The organism is Chondromyces apiculatus DSM 436, from assembly GCF_000601485.1.
In the GTDB taxonomy this organism is placed as follows: Bacteria; Myxococcota_A; Polyangia; order Polyangiales; family Polyangiaceae; genus Chondromyces; species Chondromyces apiculatus.
This window is the reverse complement of record NZ_ASRX01000054.1, coordinates 18,674-33,811: the sequence shown is the minus strand read 5'-3', so window position 1 is coordinate 33,811 and position 15,138 is coordinate 18,674. Positions and strand designations below refer to the sequence as shown.

Genomic DNA, 15,138 nt, shown 5'->3' with positions numbered 1-15,138 from the left:
CCGAGATGGACAACCCTGGCCGGCGGCGCCGAGTGTCTCACAGGCCGAGCTGCGGGGGTTCATCGATCTGCCGAGGACGACGGTCACTTCCCGCCGGACAATTCCTCCACAGCTCTCCAGGGATGTTCAGTGATGTGTGTGTCGGTGGTTGTCCATGAAGCGCTCCTCTTCGGGGGAGGGGTGGGGGATGTGCGCGTCGGTGGTTGACGGCGCGGGCCACCTCGCCTCCCATGGCGACGTGCCACTGCGAAAAGAGCGTCGCGCCACCGGATGGCTCGCGGCGCTGCTTGGGTGGTTCGCCGGCCGCCGCGCGCACGAGGTTCCGGTCGTCGCGACGTCCGGTAGAACGGCGGGAGCCGACGCCACAGCGGAACCGCACCCGGTCTCTTCTCCGGCGCTGGCCACCTGGATTCCGCCGGGTGCGGACAGCGTGGTCGTCGGTGGCCATCACCTCACCGGCGGCATGCTCTACGTCGGCGAGCACCTCCCGCCCGTCGCCGAACCCTACGAGGTCGAGCCGGCCCTGCTCGATCCGCGCCTGCGCGTGGACGCCGCGCACGCCGGGCATACTGGCCACGCCGAGCGCTGCGACGACGCGATGTCCTGCTGGCCTGCCTACCGCGAACTCTCGCCGCAGCACCGCGCGGGGTTTCTCGGCTGGCTCGCGCGCGGCCGCCGCGATCCGGACGCGGACATCGGCCACGTGTTCCTTTTCTTCTACGGCCTCGAACGGCGCCTCCTGGCCGATGCGCGGCGGATCCCGCTCTCCGCGGCGGAGAGGTCTGCCCTCGAAGCCGAGATCCTCGCCCTGCGGGACTGCTACGCGCGCAGCGCCTCCTTTCGCGGCTACGCCTGGGGCCTGCTCGGGGCGATGTGGATGGGCGAGGACTCGGCCGTGCACGAGCGCCTCGTCCCCCCCGACGAGCCGCGCGCCGGAGAGCTGCCGCTCCTGCTCCGCCTGGGGCTCGGTCAGCTCGTGCGCGACGGCCGCCCCATTCCGGCGCCGTGGGCGCTTTCGTGGGCGCTCGCCCACCCCGACGAGCCGCGCCCCTCCTTCGCCGCCGGGGGCCGCGCCACCGACGCGCTGCGCGAGCGCTTCGGCGCGCGCTACGCGGAGGTCTTCGGCGAAGGTCTGGTGCGCAGGCCCGAAGGCCGCGAGCTGGTCGTGCATTACCGCCCGGCGAGCGCTTCGTTCGGCGGTGGCCTGGTCCTCGGGGCACCCGGTGTCCCCGACGTAACGCCGATGCGAGAGCCCGTGGAGCGCCTGCGCCAGCTCGTCCAGCGCTGCGCCGAGGAACTCTCGCCCGCCTCGGTGAGCGCTGCAGAGCAGCTCGACGTCGAGCACGGGTCAGCCTGAGGTACTCCGTTTCCCGAGTTCGTACCGGGTCCTCGGCGCGGCGTTAGATCAAGGCAACGGGGGTAGCGACCATCGGGAGCGTAGGGACCTTAGGTCCCTGAAGTGCCGTACGCAGTACCGACCATCGGGAGCGTAGGGACCTTCGGTCCCTGCACCAGGGTACGCAGTACCTAAGGCTTTGCTTCCTCGAAGATCTCGGAGGCGGGGAGCTCCATGGCGGTGCGGCCGGCGGTCGGGAGCTGCTCGCGGGGGACGTTCTTGAAGCGGGTGCGGAATGCGGCGGTGGGGCGGAGGGTGATGGAGGTGCCGGTGGAACGGCGGCGGTAGGTGGTGGAGACGGCGGTCTCGTCGGGCTCCTCGACGAGGGAAAGGTTCAGCTTGCCGAGGCTCGCGCCCGTGGCAGCGGCAGCGCCGTCGGCGATGCAGGTGAACTGCACGGCGCGGGGGCTATGGTGGACGACTTCCAGGTCGAAGCTCTGCGCTGCGAGGCCGAGGCGCGCGAGTGCGTGCTGGCCCATGCGGTAGCCGGCGACTGCCCACGGGCCTGTACCGCCGTGGATGCGGGCGACGGCGGCGAGCTGCTGGTCGATGTCTCCGGAGGCGGCTGGCGATGCGGTGTGAGGAGCAGGTGCGTCGTGAGAACCAGGTGCAGCGTGAGAACCAGGTGTGCCGTGGCCGCTGCCGGGATGGGCGGGCGTGGCGTGCTGCGGGGCGGCATCGTGCCCAGGCGTGGCGGCGTCGTGGTGCGGGGGCGCTGCTGCGTGCTCCGGCGTGGAGGTGGCCGAGGTGGCCGAGGCGGCCGAGGTGGCCTGCGGAACGCTCGCGCAGCCGGCTGCAAGGAGCAGGGTGAACAGGGAGAGCGCGCGGGCAGCGCGGCGGGCAGGGCGCGTTCGGGAGAGCATTGCTCCTGCTTGTCTGCGCCTGCAGGGGGCGTCAACCGGAGGGGCGTGGGCGTGGGCGGGACGGGACATGGGGAGCGTGGGGAGGGCCCTGGGGATGGAAGGGGACGTGCCGGTGCGCTACCGGAGCGCGTCGAGGTGGCCCGTGCAGGCGGTGCGGCGATCCTCTGGCAAGGACGCGCAGCGGGCGCGGTGGCGGGCGAGGAGCGCAACGAGGGCTGGGTCGGCGCGGAAGGGGGCGAGCGCGCGCGCGACCTGCTCGGCGCGAGAGCGGTTGCGCCCCGAGAAGCCGTCGGGGAGCTGCGTGGCGAGGGCGTAGTACTCGTCGGCGAGGCCGAGGAGGTAGGCGCGCTGCTCGGCGCCGGGCAGCTCGGCGTTCAAGGCGATGTCGCTGGCGATCCACTGCAGCCGGGTGGCGCGGCCTGTGGCGCTCTTGCGGGCCTCGGCCGACCAGCGGCGCGCTTCGTCCGCGCGCCCGAGTTCCTGCTCCAGGGCCGAGAGGAGGGTGTGGTGGTACCAGGGAGTCGGATCGCGGGAGGCTTCGGCGGTGAGCATGGCGCGGGCTTCGTCGTGCGCGCCGGCGCGGCGCAGGAGGTAGGAGGCCCCGGCGGCCATGGCCTGGCGGGCAGTCCTGCGCTCGGCTCGCTGCACGGCCCTGGTGGCGGCCTGCACGATGCGGTCGCGGAGCGCGGCTGGGAGGGGGCCCTGGGGCTGATCGCGGCGGGCGATGTCCAGGGCCGGGCGCACGGCCCAGAGGTGGGCTTCGCTGGAGGCGCTCTCATCCGCGCCGAGCGTGTCGGCGGCGGTGAGCCAGCGCTGGCGGAGTGTGGCCTCGGAAAGGAGGGGAGAGGGCGATGAGGGGAGGGCGGGAGAGGTGGCCTGAGGTGGGGTGGGGGCCGGGGTGTCGCCGTGGAGCCAGGCGAGCATGTCGGCGACGCGCATGGTGACGAAGGTGCGGGCTGCCCGGATGGACGCGCGGTCCTGGAAGATGGTGTCGAGGAAGCGCGGGATCTCGGGGCGGATGGCCTGGATCTCGGCGGCGAGGGTGGGGTCGGTGCGCCCTGCGAGGGCGAGGCTCAGCAGGTTCGAGGCGAGCAGGGCGCACTCGGGGGCGAGGTCGGGCGGGCACCGGGAGGTGGCCTTGTGCAGGGCCGTGAGGCGGCGCGCAGGGGTCCACGGAGGCTCGGGGAGCAGCTCCCAGGCGGCGTGGGCGAGGACGCGGTGATCGCCCGGCTGCGCCGCGGTGCCCTCGTCGAGGCGCTTCATGGCGGCGTCGAAGCTCTGGCCGCGGCCGAGGGCGGCGCGGATGGCGCGCTCCATCTCGGCGAGATCGACGGCGCCGTTGAGGCGGAGCAGCTCGTCGCCCTGGGGGCCGAGGAGGAGCACGGTGGGATAGGCCGAGATGCCGAGCCGCTCGCCCCAGGTCTGGGCCTCCTCGGTGTCGCCGTCGAGGTGCAGCGGGACGAGGCCCTGCACGATCTCGGGGAAGCGCGGGTGCTCGAAGACCTCGGCGGCGAGTTCGTTGCACGGCGGGCACCAGGCGGCACCCCAGTACACGAGGAGTGGCCTGGCCTCGGTCCTTGCCTTCTGGAGCGCCTGATCCGGAGGGCCTTCGAACCAGACCGGCGCGCCAGGGTGCGCCGCTGGAGCGCCGTCGTGGACGGCACGAGGGAGGGGAATGGCAGGGGCGGCGGCGGACGCGGCGGATGCGGCGGATGCGGCGGACGTGAGGGCTGCGCCGGGAGCGGGGGACGCTTGCGGGGCCGGCTCGGAGCGGCACGCGGCGAGAGAAGCGGCGAGCGCGAGCGCGAGGAGCGCGATGGGGGCAGGAGGCGCGAGCGCGAGGGCGCCGGTCGGCATGGGCCGATCGGAGCACAAGGAGGGCGGGTCGTCATCGCCCGCGCAGCCGCGAGCTGGTAGGACCTCCCCATGGCACTCCACCCTCTCGCCGGCAAGACTGCGCCTTCCTCGCTGCTGATCGATCCGGACAGGCTCCGGGCGCAGTACCACGACGAGCGCCCGGACCCCTCGATCCCCGAGCAGCGGGTCAGCTTCGGGACCTCGGGGCACCGTGGCTCGGCGGCGCGTCGGAGCTTCAACGAGGCCCACATCCTCGCCATCGCGCAGGCAACCTGCGAGTACCGGCAGGTGCAAGGGGTGACCGGGCTGCTCTACCTGGGCATGGACACCCACGCGCTCTCCGCACCGGCGCAGCGCACGGTGCTGGAGGTGCTCGCGGCGCACGGGGTAGAGGTGCTCGTCGCTGCGGAGGGCGGGTACACGCCGACGCCGGTCATCTCCCACGCCATCCTGGTCCATAACCGGAGCCGCACGGAGCGCCTCGCGGACGGCATCGTCATCACGCCCTCGCACAACCCTCCCGAGGACGGGGGCATCAAGTACAACCCGCCGCACGGCGGGCCCGCCGATACCGAGGCGACGCGGTGGATCGAGGACCGCGCGAATGCGCTGCTCGCCGCTGGCCTCGTCGGGGTGAGCCGGGTGTCGCACGCGGAGGCCATCCGCGCCCCGACCACGCACGTCCACGATTACGTCACCCCCTATGTGCGGGACCTCGGGCACGTGGTCGACATGGAGGTGATCCGCGGGGCGAAGCTCTCCCTCGGAGCCGATCCGCTGGGCGGGGCCAACGTGGCGTTCTGGGGGCCGATCGCGGAGGTGTACGGGCTCGATATCTCCGTGGTGAACGCCACGGTGGACCCGACGTTCGGGTTCATGCCCGTGGACCACGACGGCAAGATCCGCATGGATTGCTCGTCGCCCCACGCCATGGCGGGCCTCGTCGCGCTGAAGGACCGCTACTCCATCGCGTTTGGCAACGATGCCGACTCCGATCGGCACGGCATCGTGACCCGGAGCGTGGGGCTGATGAACCCCAACCATTACCTGGCAGTGGCCATCGCGTACCTGTTCCAGAACCGGCCCGGGTGGAGCGAGAGCGCGGCGGTGGGCAAGACGCTGGTGTCGAGCGGCATGATCGATCGGGTGGCGAGGGATCTGAAGCGGCCGCTCGTGGAGGTTCCGGTCGGCTTCAAGTGGTTCGTGGCCGGGCTGCTCGACGGGACGCTCGGGTTCGGAGGGGAGGAGAGCGCCGGGGCGTCGTTCCTGCGGCGCGACGGGACAGCGTGGACCACGGACAAGGACGGGATCATCCTGGATCTTCTCTCGGCCGAGATCCTGGCCCGCACAGGGCGGGATCCAGGTGAGCATTACCAGGAGCTGGTGGCGCGCTTCGGGGCTGCGTCCTACACGCGCATCGATGCACCAGCGACGCCCGCCCAGAAGGCGGTGCTGAAGCGGCTGTCCCCCGAGGCGGTGCGCGCCGCGTCTCTGGCTGGCGAGCCGATCCAGGCGAAGCTCACCCGCGCGCCCGGCAACGGCGCCGACCTCGGCGGGCTCAAGGTGGTCACCGAGAACGGCTGGTTCGCAGCCCGCCCCTCGGGGACGGAGGATGTGTACAAGATCTACGCGGAGAGCTTCCGCGGACAGGAGCACCTCGACCAGCTCGTGGTCGAGGCGCGTCAACTCGTGGACGAAGCGTTCAAGGCAGCGGGTTGACGCGCCCGCCCTCGCTCACGGGAGCAGACGCGACAGGAAGCTCCACCGGTCGGGAGCTTGTCCCGATTTCAGCGCCAGCACAGCGGTGATTCCGACCGCCGCGCCCGCGAGGGCGATCTCCACGGGGCCCGCGGTGGTGAGGACCCGCTGGGCGGTCTGGGCCACGGGAGAGGTCGCCAGGGCGGGTTTCGTCGTATCCCCAGCCAGCAGGTGCGCGTCGTCAGGCTGGCGTCGCCTGAGTTCGCTACCGATGAGGCTCGCGACGCCCGAGGTCAGGGTGGCGCCGAGCACGATGTCTCTGGCGAGCCCCAGAGGGTTGGCTTCGCGACGCTTGGCGCGCCGCGGCAGGAGCATCCAGCCGAGGAGCAACGTGGCCGCCGCGGCCCCGAATGAGAGGGCGGTGATGCGGTTCGCGACGCTCAACGCATCGTTCGCATCGTTCGTGAGCGGGGCTTCTGCGCTCACCGCCGGAGCGCTCTTGACGCCCTCGGCGCGGTTGCTGCTGCCGAACAGGGGACTACCAAACCCCGGAGCGAGGCCAAGACCCTGAAGGATCTCGGGTGCCGTGGTGAGCTTACCCATGCGCCCTCCTTTCACAGTCTCTTTCACGGTCCATATCGCGTTCCCTTCTTCTCGACGGCGTGGTGCTGCGGCGCATCACGTGACGTGCGCGCAGCACCGCTCCTTGCTCGCCGTCCCTTTAGGTTGCATTCAGGTTGCACCTGCGTGCATCTGCACGCTTTTGCACGCTTTTCATGCTGGGTTGCACGGTAGGTGCCACGGGCGGGATCCAGCGGGTGGCGACGACCGGGCGAGGCACAGCCGCGCTGGCTCCCTGCGGTCGGAGCTGCCGTGGGGCTGGCCCGTCACGCGCCGCTGGCACGAGGAGGGCGTGCGGGAGGGGCAAGCGCTGTACACTGCGGCGCGTGCACGTCTCGTTTTCACCCAGGGGCGCTTCGCTCCTCCTGTGCCTTGGCACCTGCAGCCTGGGACTCGGGGCATGTGGGGCTACCGATCGCCCTGCCGATGCGCCGCCGATGCCGGAGTCGACGTCGGCGTCACCTGACCAGCCGCTGTTGGCGCCGACACCCTCCAAGGCCCTCCACCCGACGAAGGTGTACGACGCCCGGGGGACCGCGCTCTCCTGCACGCCACCGCAGGCCTCCTGCCCACCTGTTGCTCCAGACCTGGCGTTCTCCGATCGCTGCGCCCTCGGTGGCTACCGGATCGTCCAGTGTGGTTGCTCTTCGCTCTGCACGGGCGACGTGAGCCGCGATCCGAAGCGCTACTACGACGCGAGCGGTCAGATGAAACCTTGCGAGCCGGCGGTGCCCGACTGCGATCCACCTCCAGCGAGCGCCGCGTTTCAGGACGCGTGCATCGGGGGAGGGCGACACCTGCAGGTGTGCGGCTGCGAGTGGCTCTGCACCGGGAATTTCACGAAGTAACGCGCGTCCATGGGAAAGCTCCTCCTGCTGATTGCGCTCGGATTCGTCGTCTGGTGGATGGTCCGTCCGCAGCCGCAGCGCCCCCCGTTGCGACAGAGCAAGCCGGCGCCTCCGGCCCCAGGGCCATTGCCGCGTCCCGAGCCGGAGGGCGAGGGGGCCATGGCGATGGTGCGTGTCTATGACGCCACGACGCGTGAGGTGATCTGGATGGCGACGAGCGAGCTGACGCCCGGCATGGTCGAGGCCCACGTGGACGGCGTCGAGGGGCTGGTCTGGGTGGAGCGGACGAGTGCCTCGTCGTCAGCCGGTCGCGGGAACGGCTAGGCCGAGCTGCGTGAGCTGCCGCTCGGCGGCTTCGGCGCGCAGACCGCGCTCCATGCCCGTGGGCACGGGAAGCCCTTCACGAGTGTAGAGCCGCAGCAGTCCTTGCTCGATGCCGAAGTGGTGGCCGAGCGCCTTGCTCCAGAGCCGTCCCGAGGCATCGGGGGTACGCTTGCGGTAACGGCCTTCCACCAGCTCGAAGCCAAAGAGTTCCTCGGTCTCGGGATCGAAGGCGTAGTACTCGGGGGTCTTGAAGACATCCTGGTAGATGTCCTTCTTCGGGCCGAGATCTTTCTCGCGGGTGCTGCTGGAGAGCAGCTCCACGATCACGTCCGGGAACTTGCCTCCCTCTTGCCACACCACCCAGCTATTGCGCGGGCGCTGTGCAGCTCCGAGGACGACGAAGACGTCGGGGCTGCGGAAATCCTGACGGCGGAGCTGCTTCGGGCTGAAGTCGATGGTGATGTTGCCGGAGGCGAAAACGTCGTCACGATCGCGGAATGCCCATTCGATGAGGTCCAGCAGAAGTTTCATCTGCTGCACGTGCTTGACGGTCTCCATGGGCGGCTCGTCGCTCAGTGGGCCGCCAGGGAGGGCGGAAGCTGAAAAGGGGTATGGGGGAGCGTCGTCAGTTGCCATGGTCTCAACCTGAAGGGGGTGGGGAGCGTGTGCAAGGGAGAAGGGGGCGAGGGATGGCGCTTTCCGGAGATGGCGATTGCCGAAAGGCGTGACGTTGTTTTCTGAAATGGGGAGTGGTTCGAACGGGTAAGCCATTGAGTGTTCTCCTTGAATGGGTGGCAAATGGAGACCGCGACCTCGGGGAGGAGGGGAGGGCTCCGCTGAGGAGTTACGGGGAGTGGGGGAGGATTGGTGGAGAGGTTGAGAGGAGAAGGAAGAAGCGCGCCGGGGCGGCTGCCGTGGGCGCGGAGAGAGCGTCGGCTCGAATGCATGCAGGGCCGATGAGCGAGCGGCGTGCCATGCGAGAAGCAGGGGAATTGGCGCAGGTTTCTTGGGGGGGAGGGTGTCGGAAGTGGCAGCAGGGGTGTCGGGCGTCAGGTGGGGGGTGTGGGTCGGAGGATGGGCGGAGCGGTTTCGACGAACGTAATGATGTGCGTGTCGGTAATACGGGGTGGCGGGGTGGCGGGATGCGTCGCTCGTCGGATGGGGCTGGATGCGCTAGGACGTCGGCAGCCGACGGGGCTTCGGGTGCCGCGGAGGCTGATCCACGAAGGAGACGCGCAGATGCAGGAGCGAAAGCTGGGTAAAGACGGGCCCCTGGTGAGCGTGGTGGGGCTCGGCGGGATGTACATGTCGATCCAGGGGCGCCCGGACGAGGCGCAGGCGATCCGCACCATCCACGCAGCGCTCGATGCGGGGATGCGGTTCATCGATACGGCCGATGTGTACTGCCTCGATCACCGCGACATCGGGCACAACGAGCGGCTCATCGCGAAGGCACTGAAAGGGCGGGGCGAGTCGGTCCTGGTGGCGACCAAGGGGGGGCTCGTGAGGCCCAGCGGGGACTGGAGGCGCGATGGGCGGCCCGAGCACCTCGCGGCGGCCTGCGAGGCGAGCCTGAAGGCGCTGGAGGTGGAGAAGATCGCGCTTTACCAGCTCCACGCGCCCGACGTGAACGTGCCCTTCGCCGAGAGCGTCGGGGCGATCGCGCGGCTCCGCGAGGCAGGCAAGGTGCAGCGGGTGGGGCTGTCGAACGTGAGCGTGGCGCAGATCGAGGAGGCGCTCCGGATCGTACCCATCACCAGCGTGCAGAACCGCTGGAACCCACAGGACAGGAGCCCTGAAAAGAACGGGGTACTCGCGGCGTGCGAGAAGCACGGGATCGCGTTCCTGCCTTACTCCCCGTTCGGGGGCGCGAGCGGCGCGCGGTCACTCGGGAGCATGAAGGCGCTCGCTGCCCTCGCCGAGAAGCAGGGGATGTCGTCGCACCGGCTGGTCCTGGCCTGGATGATCGCCAAGAGCCCGGTGGTGATCCCCATCCCCGGGGCGCGTCGTGAGGAGAGCGTGCGCGATAGCGCCGCCGCCGGCGACGTGTCGCTGTCGAATTCCGACGTCGCCGCCATCGAGGCGACGTTCTGAGGACTGCGCACCCTGGGTCGGGGCCTGTCGGCCCCTGCCTTCCGATGGTCGCTACCCCCGTGGCCAGCGGTGAGCGCCACTCCAGGGCCTGGGACGTGGGGTTCGTCGCGAGCCCTGCGGGGGCCCCGGGCATCGACGTCTCCTGGCACATGGATCGCCCTGCGCGTCTCAAGGGGGTTCTGGGTACGTGATCCCTCTTTCCGCGGGGCGGTGGCCGGGTCATGAATGCGATCGTGGTGCCCAGGCGCGCGTTCGGGGTCGGCGTCGTCATCCTCCAGGTGTCGTGTGTTGACGGGACGCCTTACCCACCAGGCGCCAGTGCCCCGCGTGAGGTCGCCCGAGGGATGACGGCGGTCGCCTCAGGAGCACCAGGGGGACACGCGACACCGGGAGCCGTGCCGCAGGGGATGCCAGGAGCGCAGCCGGCGCTGGGGAGGGAGGTCACGGTCAGTGTCACGAGCAGCGCCACGGCCGGTGCGGTGGCGCGTGTACCGGCCGTGGCCGCGGCGGCTGGGGGGGCGGTACGGGTCGACGATGGCCGTCCCCGCATCGGGAGCGTCAAGTGGATCACGCACATCTGGTCCACGCCGGATCGGCCGAAGAACCACCTGCCCATCGGGTCGATCCGGTTCGGGACGTCGATCGCGTTGAAGTCGCGCGAGCCGGTCCCGGGTGGAGGGTGTCCGGCGCGCTGGTATGCGGTGGAGCCGCTGGGCTACGTGTGCGCGGACGAGACGACGACGTTCGACTTCGATTCGGCGTACTGGAAGGCACTCGCGGAGCTTTCGCCAGGGCCGGGAGCGCTGCCGTACAGGTATGCATTCTCGACCGGGGCGCCCATGTACTCGCGGGTGCCGACGGTCGAGGAGCAGCGGAACGCGGAGCTCGATCTGGGGCCGGTGCGCACCTTCAAGCCGCTCGGAAAGTGGTCGGAGGGACACGAGCGGCTGGTGTCGACGGCGGAGGGAGACGCGATCCAGGCGACGGCGGAGGTGCCGGAGTACTTCCGGGATCACCGGAGCATTCCGGGCAGTCCATGGAACCCGAAGGCGCTGGCGAAGGTGCGCACCATCCCGGCGGGATCCGGGCTTGCGTACGTGAAGGCGTTCGCGGCAGCAGGGAGGACGTGGCTGCTGACGCCGGACCTCCTGCTCGTGCCGGCGGACCGCGTGTTCCCGTACAAGCCGACGGCGTTTCACGGGGTGCTGCTGGGGAAGGGCGGGGAGGGGAGCGGGGGCGGGGAGGGCGCGTCGCTGCCAGCGGCGTGGATCCGGGGGGCGCTGGTGAAGAAGCTGGTGAGGGGGGGAGAGGGGGTGTTCATGGCGCCGGGGGGAGGGGAGGCGTGGGCGACGAAGACGCTGGTGGCGCTGACGGGCAAGAGCGCGCTGGTGGGTAAAGTGCGGCACTGGGAGAGCCGCGAAGGGGGGTGGCTCGCGGAGTCGGAGGCGGTGAGCGTGGTGCAGGCGGCAGAGCGGCTGCCTCGCTCGATCGGGGCTGACGAGAAGTGGATCGAGGCGCGGATCCTGCCGGGGACGATGGTGGCGTACGAGGGGCTGAGGCCGGTGTGGACGACGCTGTGGTCGGCGGGGAAGGGCGGCGTGCCGGTGAAGGGGAACGATCCGAAGCGCTTCGCGACGACGGAGACGGGGATCTTCGCGTTCCAGTGGAAGGACAAGGTGGCGACGATGTCGCCGGACAAGGGTGCGCCGAGCGTCTTCTTCTTCTCGGACGTGCCGCACATCCAGTACGTGCACGCGCCGCTGGCACTGCACGTGACCTACTGGCACGAGGATTTCGGGCACCTGCGGAGCGCGGAGTGCCTGAACGTGTCACCGCTCGACGGGGAATGGCTCTTCGGGTGGACGCTGCCCGCGCTGCCGGAGGGGTGGAACTCCGTGCGCCCCAGCAAGCTTATGGGGCCCGCGACGCGGATCGTGATCCACGGGCAGTAAATCGTCCGCAACCGTCCGCGCGGTGGGCGGCGCGTGGGCGAGAGGCCCGGCCGCGTGGATCAGAGATCCAGGCCGAGGAGTCTGCCTTCGGGGGTGGAGGCATCGAGGCGCGGTTCGAGGAGCCAGGGGGCTCGCTGGAGGCGCTCGGGGGGAGGTGCGGTGGTGGTGACGAGGTACTGGAAGGAGGGCTCGCCGGGGGAGCGGGCTTCGAGCTCCTCGGCGTAGAGGAAGAGGCGCTCGTAGATCAGGCTGTCGAGATCGGCTTCGCGGGGGCCGTCGTGGATGAGGAGGCCAGGGAAGTGGCCGGAGCCCTCGGCGCCGAGGGATAGGGCGGCGAGGTCGAAGGCGAGGACCTTGACGGTCTCCATGGCGGCGCCGTCGCGCTCTCCGTGCTCGCTGATGTGGAGCCCAAGCTCACCAGCGCGGACGTCGGCGCGGCCGATGACGTCGCGGCCGAGGAGCGCCTGGACGACGTCGTGGAAGCGGGCAGAGAAGCAGGCGAGGGCCTCGCCGTGCTGTCGCTGCTGCTGGGACTTGCGCTTGGAAAGGGCCTCGGTGGCGCGGGTGACGCGGGCGAGGGCCTGCTCGTGGTCCTGGACCAGATCGAGCGAGGCGCTGGCGTAGCCGTGGAGACGCTCGGCCTCCGCGAGGGCGGCGCGGCCCTCGGCGAGACGGGCGCGGAGGGACTGCACGGCGGCGTTCTTCTGGAGGTAAGCGTCGTGGAGAGCGCGGCCCGCGGCGTCAGCGTCGAGCCACGCCTGGTGGCTCGCGGCGGCACGCGCTTCGAGGTCGGCGAGGTGGTCGGCGAGGTGGTCGGCGGGGAGCTGGCGGGGGTGGCTGTCCGTCCGTCCGGCGTCGGTAGCGTGGTGATCTGAAGGGGCGAGCGAGAGGGTGGAGGACGGGCGCGCGAAGGTCGCAGCGAAGAGGGGCAGGGCGGCGTGGGCGGCGTGGGTCTCGGCCTCGGTGGCGGCGTGGGGGCAGCCGCGGGCGAGGGCCGTCGTGAGGGGGACGTTGCAGCGCCCGGCGGCGCGGGGGCCGGGTGGTGCGGCGAGAGGAGCGTCGGGGGGCGGGTGGGGCTGGAGGGCGAGAGAGACGCTGGGGGGCGGGTGGGGTTGGAGGGCGAGGGGGGCCGCGGGGGCCGCCTCGGTGGAAGGGGATGTCCTGGGCTCGGGGGCCGAGAGCCGGGCGCGGTGCTGGGCGAGGGCGGCTTCGGCTTCGCGGCGCTGGTGATCCCGGAGGGCAAGCTCGCCTGCGGCGCGCGTGGCTGCGTCGAGGATCTCCGCCGCGGCGGCTTCCTCGGGAGCGAGGGTGATGGCTTCGCCTTCGAGGGCGGCGCGGTGGCTCGCGACGCGCTCGCGCAGGCGGGTCGCAAAGAGGGGGCCGGCTTCACCCTCGTCGGGGGCCATCGCGAGCAGGGAGACGAGGCGTCGTCGATCCTCGTCGGCGCGGCGTCGGAGGAGGGCGCCCTCGCTCTCGATGCGCTTGCGGCGGTCGGCCAGGTCTTCCTGCTCCTGCTGGAGGGTGCGCTCCTCGTCGGACATGAGGTCGAGCGTGGCGCGAAGGACGACGTGGCGGTCGGCGATGGTTGGGCTCGGGCTCGAGGACTCGCTGCCGGGGTGGCGCAGCTCGACGATGCCGGCGAAGCGGGCCTCCTGATCGCGGGCGATCCAGGTGAGGAGCTGGGGCCAGTCGAGGGGGCGGCGGGCGTGCGGCAAGGCGCGCACGGGCAGGGTGGCAGTGGTGGCGTCGGTGAGGGCGGTGAGGAAGTCCTGGTAAGGGCCGCGCTGGGCAAGGGCCTGCGCGACGGACGCGCCGCGCACGGCGAAGGGGTGGAGGCCGAGGGCAAAGGGGCGGCCGACGATCCAGCGGTCGCCGCGGACGACGATCTCGCCGACGGCCCAGCCCTCGGGGAAGCGCGCGCGGATGCGCTCCTGGGTACGCGCGGTGCCGAAGCGTTCCTCGCCGAGCAGGTAGCGCAGGATGCGGCAGAAGGTGGTCTTGCCGGCGGTGTGGCCGCTGAGGCGTCCCTCGCGGAGGCGGTTGCCTCCAGCGAGGGGGGTGGGAGGAGCCCAGAGAATGTTGAGGCCGCGGCGGAAGGCCATGTCGCGGACGATGGCGTCGTCGGCGAGGGCAGGCGCGCGCAGGAGGAGCAGCCGCGCGATCCACACGGCAGGGTCGCGGGGGAGAGGTCGGGGCGGGGAGGCGGCGGCGAAGAGGTCGAGCTGATCCATCGGTCGGTCCGTCGAGGCCGCGGGAAGCTATCACCCTGCGCGGGAAGGGGGATCCTTGACGGGCGCTGTCGGATGCGGATGATTCCGGGCTGATGAAAGAGAGGCTCCGATGGCGCGGCTGGGACTCGCTGGCCTGTGCGCGGCGCTGGTGATCGCTGCGGGAGGGTGTCAGCACTGCGGGGCGTCGGGCGGGACGGGGGCGACGCCTCCGACGGGCTCGGAAGCGGCTTCGGGCGCTGGAGCGGCGCCGACCCTCTCTGCTGCCTCCGCGGCGAGCGCAGCGCCTGCGGATCCGGCGAGCGTATCGCCAGGGGAGGAGGCGGACGTGTCGAACGGCAGGGGGAGAAGCGCCATCGAGGAACTCCTCAAGGAGGCGCGGCGCGGCGGTGGGCGAGAGGTCGCGTTCGTGGTGCCGGGAGAAGATGAGGTGAAGCGTCACGCGGCGCTCGTCGCGGCGCTGGCGAGGCGGGGGATGGGTGCGCAGGCGCCGGCAGCCGAGGTGCTCGCGCGCGAGGTGGCGGGGGTGGGAGAGAAGCCGCTGCCCGGGGGTGAGGGCGGGGCGTTGCTGGGGAACGGGATCGAGGTGAGGGCGGTGGCGGGGCGGCACGATCTGCTCGCCATCGTGGAGGCGCCGGATCGGCGGCGGGGAGCGGGGGCGATCTTGCTGCGCCTGGGCCCTGCGCGGCCGGTGCTGGTGGAGGCTCCCCACACGTTCTACGACGGGGGGACGTTGCCGATCGCCATCGCGGCGTTCGAGGGACTCCGGGCGCGGGCGCTCCTGATCAACACCGTGCACCGTTACGCCAGCATCGGGCACAAGGCGCCCGCGGACGAGGAGATGGGGGGAAGCGACTCCGACGTGGCGCACGCGCCCAGCTCGCACTTCCTCGGCGCGCACGAGGCGCTGCTGGAGGTGGAGCCGCAACTCCTGACCGTGCAGCTCCACGGCTTCAAGGATGCATCGGCGCCCGGGGTGGACATGGTCGTGAGCGCGTCGCGCACCAAGCTGAAGATCGGGCCTGTGGCCGAGGTGCTCCGTACCCACCTCGCGCCGGCCGTGGTCCGGGCTTTCCCCGACGAGATCGATCGCCTCGGGGGGACGACGAACGCGCAGGCGGCCGTGAGCCGGCGTCGGGGGGCGCCGTTTCTGCACGTGGAGATGTCGCGCGCACTGCGCGATCGGCTGGAGAAGGAAGCGTCGCCACTCGTGGAAGGGTTGCGGGCGTGCCTGCCGGAGGGGCGCGCGCCCTGACC

General features: G+C 71.4%; 12 protein-coding genes. 7 read left to right on the top strand and 5 right to left on the bottom strand.

What is annotated here, in order from left to right; genetic code table 11:
• Positions 1-154 precede the first annotated feature (154 nt).
• On the top strand, positions 155-1,357 hold the full coding sequence (locus CAP_RS45800) for a TerB N-terminal domain-containing protein (RefSeq protein ID WP_081865374.1): 1,203 nt from the start codon (positions 155-157) through the stop codon (positions 1,355-1,357).
• Between the two features lie 170 nt (positions 1,358-1,527).
• Here the strand turns inward: CAP_RS45800 and CAP_RS45795 are convergent, their stop codons facing one another.
• Positions 1,528-2,259: an FmdE family protein gene (locus CAP_RS45795; RefSeq protein ID WP_052376267.1), complete on the bottom strand. Its 732-nt coding sequence runs from the start codon at positions 2,257-2,259 to the stop codon at positions 1,528-1,530.
• A gap of 117 nt (positions 2,260-2,376) precedes the next feature.
• Entirely contained in the window at positions 2,377-4,116 is a 1,740-nt protein-coding gene (locus CAP_RS29225; protein WP_044246952.1) for a thioredoxin fold domain-containing protein, read from the bottom strand.
• A 69-nt stretch (positions 4,117-4,185) separates the two neighbouring features.
• Between CAP_RS29225 and pgm the strand changes: the two genes are divergently transcribed.
• The gene (gene pgm, locus CAP_RS29220) at positions 4,186-5,835 is read left to right on the top strand and encodes a phosphoglucomutase (alpha-D-glucose-1,6-bisphosphate-dependent) (RefSeq protein WP_044246951.1); all 1,650 of its coding nucleotides are present in this window, start codon (positions 4,186-4,188) and stop codon (positions 5,833-5,835) included.
• Positions 5,836-5,850: 15 nt separating this feature from the next.
• Here pgm and CAP_RS29215 read toward each other — a convergent pair whose 3' ends face one another.
• Positions 5,851-6,417: a hypothetical protein gene (locus CAP_RS29215; protein WP_044246950.1), complete on the bottom strand. Its 567-nt coding sequence runs from the start codon at positions 6,415-6,417 to the stop codon at positions 5,851-5,853.
• A gap of 455 nt (positions 6,418-6,872) precedes the next feature.
• Here CAP_RS29215 and CAP_RS29210 point away from each other — a divergent pair, with 455 nt between their 5' ends.
• Both CAP_RS29210 and CAP_RS29205 read left to right on the top strand, forming a co-directional pair.
• Positions 6,873-7,283, top strand: a complete 411-nt coding sequence (locus tag CAP_RS29210; RefSeq protein WP_197041400.1) for a hypothetical protein — start codon at positions 6,873-6,875, stop codon at positions 7,281-7,283.
• Positions 7,284-7,292: 9 nt separating this feature from the next.
• Entirely contained in the window at positions 7,293-7,607 is a 315-nt protein-coding gene (locus CAP_RS29205; RefSeq protein ID WP_044246948.1) for a hypothetical protein, read from the top strand.
• Here CAP_RS29205 and CAP_RS29200 read toward each other — a convergent pair.
• The gene (locus tag CAP_RS29200; RefSeq protein WP_044246947.1) at positions 7,584-8,243 is read right to left on the bottom strand and encodes a Uma2 family endonuclease; all 660 of its coding nucleotides are present in this window, start codon (positions 8,241-8,243) and stop codon (positions 7,584-7,586) included. The two genes, CAP_RS29205 and CAP_RS29200, sit on opposite strands and share 24 nt — an antisense overlap.
• Positions 8,244-8,846: 603 nt before the next feature.
• On the opposite strand from CAP_RS29200, the gene CAP_RS29195 reads away from it, so the two are divergent.
• Complete coding sequence (locus tag CAP_RS29195) at positions 8,847-9,701, top strand: aldo/keto reductase (RefSeq protein ID WP_044246984.1); 855 nt, start codon at positions 8,847-8,849, stop codon at positions 9,699-9,701.
• A 221-nt stretch (positions 9,702-9,922) separates the two neighbouring features.
• Positions 9,923-11,653 carry a L,D-transpeptidase gene (locus tag CAP_RS29190; RefSeq protein WP_156041233.1) on the top strand — a complete coding sequence of 577 codons (1,731 nt, stop codon included), beginning with the start codon at positions 9,923-9,925 and terminating at the stop codon, positions 11,651-11,653.
• A 59-nt stretch (positions 11,654-11,712) separates the two neighbouring features.
• Here CAP_RS29190 and CAP_RS29185 read toward each other — a convergent pair whose 3' ends face one another.
• Complete coding sequence (locus CAP_RS29185) at positions 11,713-13,884, bottom strand: hypothetical protein (protein WP_044246945.1); 2,172 nt, start codon at positions 13,882-13,884, stop codon at positions 11,713-11,715.
• Positions 13,885-13,993: 109 nt separating this feature from the next.
• On the opposite strand from CAP_RS29185, the gene CAP_RS45790 reads away from it, so the two are divergent.
• Entirely contained in the window at positions 13,994-15,136 is a 1,143-nt protein-coding gene (locus CAP_RS45790) for a hypothetical protein (RefSeq protein WP_052376263.1), read from the top strand.
• Positions 15,137-15,138: the final 2 nt, after the last annotated feature.

Excerpts from the sequence above, each read along its gene's own strand:
- CAP_RS45795 (WP_052376267.1), bottom strand. The coding sequence starts at position 2,259 with ATGCTCTCCCGAACGCGCCCTGCCCGCCGCGCTGCCCGCGCGCTCTCC.
- CAP_RS29215 (WP_044246950.1), bottom strand. The coding sequence starts at position 6,417 with ATGGGTAAGCTCACCACGGCACCCGAGATCCTTCAGGGTCTTGGCCTC.
- CAP_RS29185 (WP_044246945.1), bottom strand. The coding sequence starts at position 13,884 with ATGGATCAGCTCGACCTCTTCGCCGCCGCCTCCCCGCCCCGACCTCTC.
- pgm (WP_044246951.1), top strand. The coding sequence starts at position 4,186 with ATGGCACTCCACCCTCTCGCCGGCAAGACTGCGCCTTCCTCGCTGCTG.
- CAP_RS29195 (WP_044246984.1), top strand. The coding sequence starts at position 8,847 with ATGCAGGAGCGAAAGCTGGGTAAAGACGGGCCCCTGGTGAGCGTGGTG.
- CAP_RS45790 (WP_052376263.1), top strand. The coding sequence starts at position 13,994 with ATGGCGCGGCTGGGACTCGCTGGCCTGTGCGCGGCGCTGGTGATCGCT.
- CAP_RS29210 (WP_197041400.1), top strand. The coding sequence starts at position 6,873 with ATGCCGGAGTCGACGTCGGCGTCACCTGACCAGCCGCTGTTGGCGCCG.
- CAP_RS45800 (WP_081865374.1), top strand. The coding sequence starts at position 155 with ATGAAGCGCTCCTCTTCGGGGGAGGGGTGGGGGATGTGCGCGTCGGTG.
- CAP_RS29225 (WP_044246952.1), bottom strand. The coding sequence starts at position 4,116 with ATGCCGACCGGCGCCCTCGCGCTCGCGCCTCCTGCCCCCATCGCGCTC.
- CAP_RS29200 (WP_044246947.1), bottom strand. The coding sequence starts at position 8,243 with ATGGCAACTGACGACGCTCCCCCATACCCCTTTTCAGCTTCCGCCCTC.
- CAP_RS29205 (WP_044246948.1), top strand. The coding sequence starts at position 7,293 with ATGGGAAAGCTCCTCCTGCTGATTGCGCTCGGATTCGTCGTCTGGTGG.
- CAP_RS29190 (WP_156041233.1), top strand. The coding sequence starts at position 9,923 with ATGAATGCGATCGTGGTGCCCAGGCGCGCGTTCGGGGTCGGCGTCGTC.